Here is a 5,302-nt window from a genome sequence, read left to right as displayed (position 1 = left end):
AGAAGAATTAAAAAATGTTTTTGAGGAAATATTTAAAGAAATAATAGGAGAAAAATCCTTTTATGAAAACTGGATTCAAAAATTCATATCAACAGTGAAAAATATTAAGTAATCAACTATAATTTTCAATATGGTGGCTACAGATAACTATCGTTTAGGAAGGGAAGTTACCAAAAAAGCAGATGAACTTTTAAACTTCCCCACTGCAGACGATGTATTATGTATTACCACAGCCGGTGTACCCAAACTCAATGGAACTACCACTGAAGACTGTATTGAAGGCATCCAGAATCAGGCCAAAGGTTTAATTACCGAAGGTAAAGGAAATCTTTTAATGCTAAAGAAAACCCCTGTGGATCCAGTGAACTTCGCATTTATAGTTAAAAGAGGAACCCAGTTACTACTGGCTTACTTCTCTAATGGGTCTTTAATCCCCTCATATATGGGAACCATATCTGAGAGTATGGCCCAAAACCAGTGGATCGATGCCACCCATAAAATTGGTAAAGACACTTACCCTGTGGCCAGTCTGGCCAATGCTTGGGCAGTGGGAACACCAACAGACCTTTTAAAGGCTGCTGCTTTCCACGGTCACATGTGTGATGGAACCATCAGCGGATACTCTATGACTGAGGTACTGCTGAAGTACTTCCCACCAGAACAGGAAACACTAACTCATTCTGGTGCTCCTGCAGATAAGACTGCCTACAGAGTAATAACCATTCCTGGAGATTCCAAAGACGATGCATTTTTATACCTATTGAATCTCACACCAGGTAAAGGAGGATCTCTTTCTGGATTTGATACCAGTAAAACTGGTGCAACACAGCAAATGGCAGCCTTCATCAGGTGGAATAATGCACTAAGAACCGGTACCATCATCGTACTAAGATTCAACCGTGAAAAGTTCCAGCAGGACTTCTTTACCGCAACTGGACTAAGTCCTAATCAGGCCCAGCATGACCACAGCCATGACGGCGTGACACAGGATCATGTGCACACTGATATGTATCCTTTAAAGTTAACCACCTGGCTACTGGGAAAACTCAATGAATTCCCAGAACAATACATCGACATATTACTGGCTAAAGATGGATTAACTGAGGAAGCATATTACTACCTACTGGGATCTGCCCGTGAGATTAAAAATCCAGATGGAACTGTGCGTATTGGAGCACAAGAAGCTGCTGGATTAGACCTGGCTTATATTGAAAGCCTGGGATTACCAGATGCAGTTCGTGCAGTACCTGCAAATAATCCTGTGGGTACTTTAACTCCACAAGAGATGAAACAGATTGGAATTGACGCTGCTAACCTGGCTAAACAGATATTTCTCGATGAATTGGGAATAAATCTTGAAAAAGATGACAGAAATCTTTTAGTCCAAACTTCTGCTGGATACTCCCGATTGAATGGTCAGCTAACTGACAGGACCATGGACGGAATCTTCGAAGTTTTCGGATCCAGATTAAGCCGTTACACTCTACTTCCTATGCACAATGCACCATGGAAACCACTATACTTTGTCTTCACACTTAGAGGTGCTGATGGAGTAACCATGGACTCAATTTACATGAGTTACGATCCAGAAAACAAAAAATTTTGGGTGGGAACCTCTGCCGATGGTAATCAGGTAAATGATATCGGTCCTAATGCATTAAATGTTCAGGCTAGATTAAATGATCTATCTCAAAATGTTTTCAAGGAAGGTAACTGGTTTAATATTCAATCCATTGCCAATGCCTGGAGAAATGATCCGCCATTTGATCAGCTGTTGACTTTCCTCTACCACGACCATGCTTGTCCTGGTGTACAGCCTGGATTCTTCATAACCGATAAAGTTCTAAAGGAATTCCCACTAAGTGGGGAGGAGTACTACTCCTGGATTGCATCCAGTATCTACTGTAAAGATGACAGTCTTGTCTATCTGATGGGAATATCCCCTGGCAGTGGAACCTACATGAGCCAAAGACTCTTAAATGAGGATTTGCTGGATAACAATCCAAATTTACCCGGTGGAACTGATGAAGGAGTGCTGGTCATATGGGATCCTGTTAAAAAAGTGGGAAGAGCAGTCATAATAACCTTTGCATGGCCTCAGTTTGATCTTACTGGTCTTACTACCAATGAAGCCCGAAGGGAAGCTCAAATTGCGGGTTTTGTAGCTTTATACAAAAACGAGGAATTTGCAAGACTAATCTCACCAGTCCGAATTGAAACCACAGAGCCAAAATATATCACTGCTGCTGAATTTGAATTAATTAGGCAGGGTGGTGGAGCTGATTTCAATTCCAATGACTATCTGCGAAGTCTTCCCTTCCGTAAACTGTCTGATTTAATTCAGGTTCCTGGTGGTGATCATCAACATGGCAATGGTGGACACACCCATGATGGTACCGGAGGACATTCCCACGACGGAACTGGTGGACATACCCATGGTTCAGGTGGTTATGTGCATGGTCCGAGTACGGTTGGACATACTCATGGTTCTGGTATGATTGGACATACTCATGTCCACGCTGCTTATGCACATGCCCATGATGGCAGTACACATGCCCATGGTCCAGCTGAAGTTGGAACTGGGGATTCAGAAAGTGGCGCAGCCCACGAAGTATCCAAAGTTGGTTCACCTGGTAGCGAAGAATCTGGAGTTGATCCATTAGTAGTAGCAGTTGGTATTGTTTTACTGGGTGGATTAATTGCTGTAGGATTCTATAAAGACAGTATACTCGGGTTTTTAAGATAAAATTTTTTCCTCTTTTTTCTTTTCTTAAAGTAATGAATTTGAATTAGTTTTGAAGATGTTAGATTATAAGTAAATTCAGATGAAATGAAACCATAACTTACCGTTGAAAAAAGAAATGATTGTTTTTTAGGTTTTGTAGAAATCCTCAAAATTTAAAATTACAAAACACCAAACGGAATAAACAACTATCTACAAAGAAAAATGGAAAACTGGACAGGAAAACACATAAAAAAATTTTAACATGTGAAAATCTCTGATTTTCACTGTGAAAAATCGAAGATTTTTCAACACCCAATAACTTTACAGACCCAAATAAGCAGTAAAGATTAATATAAAGAATGAAAAACTATAAAATCACTAGAATTTTAGACAGTACCATGGATACTTATTTTAGGGCTGGTTGTTCCATTTGTCATGGTTCAAAAAACTTTAAATGAATAGTGGACAAAAGAACAGGGCAACCTGCCCTCTAAAGGGTTATCTGGCGGGGAGATACTTGTATTGGTAGTTGGTGTATTACTATCTATTGTAGAATGGTTAGGAATCATAATAATGCTTTCTGGGGCTTAGAATTCTTTATAATCATTCAAAATGATGAAAAATTACCTTTCAATTTCCCTTCATCTTTGTGAGGGTATTTAATATGAAAAACCAGAATGCTAAATAAGTATGAAAAAGTAAAAGAGGTTTAAAATGATATTTGGCAGTGTTTTTCGAAAAATAATGACTAATTATGCAGCATTTTTCACAGGACTTGGTTGGAATTCAGTAGGACTTAAATTAACTGATCTAGTTCTGAAAACAGACCCTGCTAATGTGGAAGTATGGTATGACAAAGGAAAACTTTATAAGGACATGGAGAACTTCGAAAAATCTTTGGAATGTTTTAATAGGGTATTAGAACTTGATTCTAATCATTCACGCACATGGCACCTGAAAGCTAACTTACTGGAAGAAATGGGTAAAAAAGAAGAATCCAAAAAGTGCAGTCTGGAAGCAATTAAATGCTATGATAAAGATTTAGAGCCTGATCCTTCTGATGCAATTACATGTTACAATAAAGGTGTTGTTTTACAAAATCTTGGTGAATACGAAGATGCGCTGCCTAATTTTAATAAATCTCTGGAATTAAATCCTGAATATGCTCATGCATGGGAGAAAAAAGCCTATGGATTGGCAATGCTTAAAAGGTACGAAGAGTCTCTAAAATCTGCAGATGGGGCATTGAAAATAAATCCTGGAAATCATGAAATTTTAATGCTAAAATCATTTATTTTAAAAGAACTTAAAAGTTATTATTTGGCCATTGCATGTTTAAACCGGGTTTTAAAAATAAAATTCAGGTATTTACCTGCTTATTATGAAAAAATAGATGTTTTTATGGAAATAAAAGAGTATGAGGAAGCAGTATCAACAGCTGACGAAATAATTAGCTTTGAACCCAAAAATGAAAAAGCATGGTACAACAAGGGATGGGCTTTACAGTATTTAAAAAAATATTCCGAAGCACTGCATTGTTTCGATAAGGCCCTAGAACTCGATTCTAAATATTATCGAGCTTATGTAAGCAAAGGAAGTGTTTATGAAGACATGAATGAGCTTGATAAATCTATTAAATGCTTTGATAATGCTTTGGACCTTGAAAAGGAAGATCCATTCGTATGGCATTCAAAAGGAGGAGTTTTATATAAACTTAAAAGATATCCTGATGCTTTGAAATGTTATGATAAAGCTTTAGAACTTGATCCAGAAGATGCAAGTTCTTGGAACTGGAAAGGGTCTATTTTAGCCGAAATGGGCGAAAATGAATCAAAAAAGTATTTGAAAACTGCAATTAAATTTCATAATCATGCTCTAGAAAAGGATCCGAATGATGACTCGCACATGTCAGCCAAAGCATCTGTTTTAGAAATACTTCAAGAATATAATGAAGCTTTAAAAACCGTAAATAATTCATTAAAATTAGATCCAAAAGATAGCTGGACGTTGAATCTGAAAAGCCGTATTTTAAGGAAAATGGGTAGACCTGAAAAAGCACTAAAATATTCAGATAGGGCATTAGAAAAAGATTCTGAGGATGGAGATTACTATTATGAAAAAGGCAGAACACTATGTGGTCTTGAAAAATATGAAGATGCCTTAAAATTATTTGAAAAGGCTTTTGAATTAGATCAAAGACATGAAAAGGCACTCTATGCCAAGGGTATTATATTGGAAGAATTATGCCATGAAAGAAAATCATTGGAATGTTATAAAAAAGCAGCATTGGTTAACCCTTACTTTGAACCTGCTAAAGATGCTTTAAAAAGATTATAGTTAATCGCTAAACTTTTTTAACTTTTGGCATGAATCTTTTAATCCATTCTCTGGAGAATGATAACGATTTAGAGTAATGGATGAAGTATTTTTGGATTAATTTTCTAATTTGAGTTTTCGTTTCTATGAATAATGGTGATAATTCTCTTTTAATGGTTTTCCAGATGAACTCAATGGGATTTAAGTCTGGCGAGTATGGTGGGAGGAATACAAGGTTAATGTTAAGTTTTCTTGCGGTTT

Annotated in this window: 3 protein-coding genes; 2 read left to right on the top strand and 1 reads right to left on the bottom strand. The window is 37.1% G+C overall.

Annotated elements, in window-relative coordinates; all coding sequences use genetic code 11:
- Positions 1-130 precede the first annotated feature (130 nt).
- Positions 131-2,746: an FmdE family protein gene (locus PQ963_08480; GenBank protein MEN4029699.1), complete on the top strand. Its 2,616-nt coding sequence runs from the start codon at positions 131-133 to the stop codon at positions 2,744-2,746.
- A gap of 693 nt (positions 2,747-3,439) precedes the next feature.
- The gene (locus PQ963_08475) at positions 3,440-5,062 is read left to right on the top strand and encodes a tetratricopeptide repeat protein (protein ID MEN4029698.1); all 1,623 of its coding nucleotides are present in this window, start codon (positions 3,440-3,442) and stop codon (positions 5,060-5,062) included.
- A 7-nt stretch (positions 5,063-5,069) separates the two neighbouring features.
- Here the strand turns inward: PQ963_08475 and PQ963_08470 are convergent.
- Positions 5,070-5,302, bottom strand: a 233-nt coding sequence (locus tag PQ963_08470; GenBank protein ID MEN4029697.1) for a transposase, incomplete at its 5' end; no start/stop codon positions are given.

The organism is Methanobacterium sp. (assembly GCA_039666455.1).
GTDB lineage: Archaea > Methanobacteriota > Methanobacteria > Methanobacteriales > Methanobacteriaceae > Methanobacterium_D.
Note: the sequence above shows the minus strand (reverse complement) of the source record. Positions and strands in the feature narration are given on the sequence as shown.

Coding starts and splice junctions, on each gene's coding strand:
- PQ963_08475 (MEN4029698.1), top strand. CDS start 3,440: ATGATATTTGGCAGTGTTTTTCGAAAAATAATGACTAATTATGCAGCA.
- PQ963_08480 (MEN4029699.1), top strand. CDS start 131: ATGGTGGCTACAGATAACTATCGTTTAGGAAGGGAAGTTACCAAAAAA.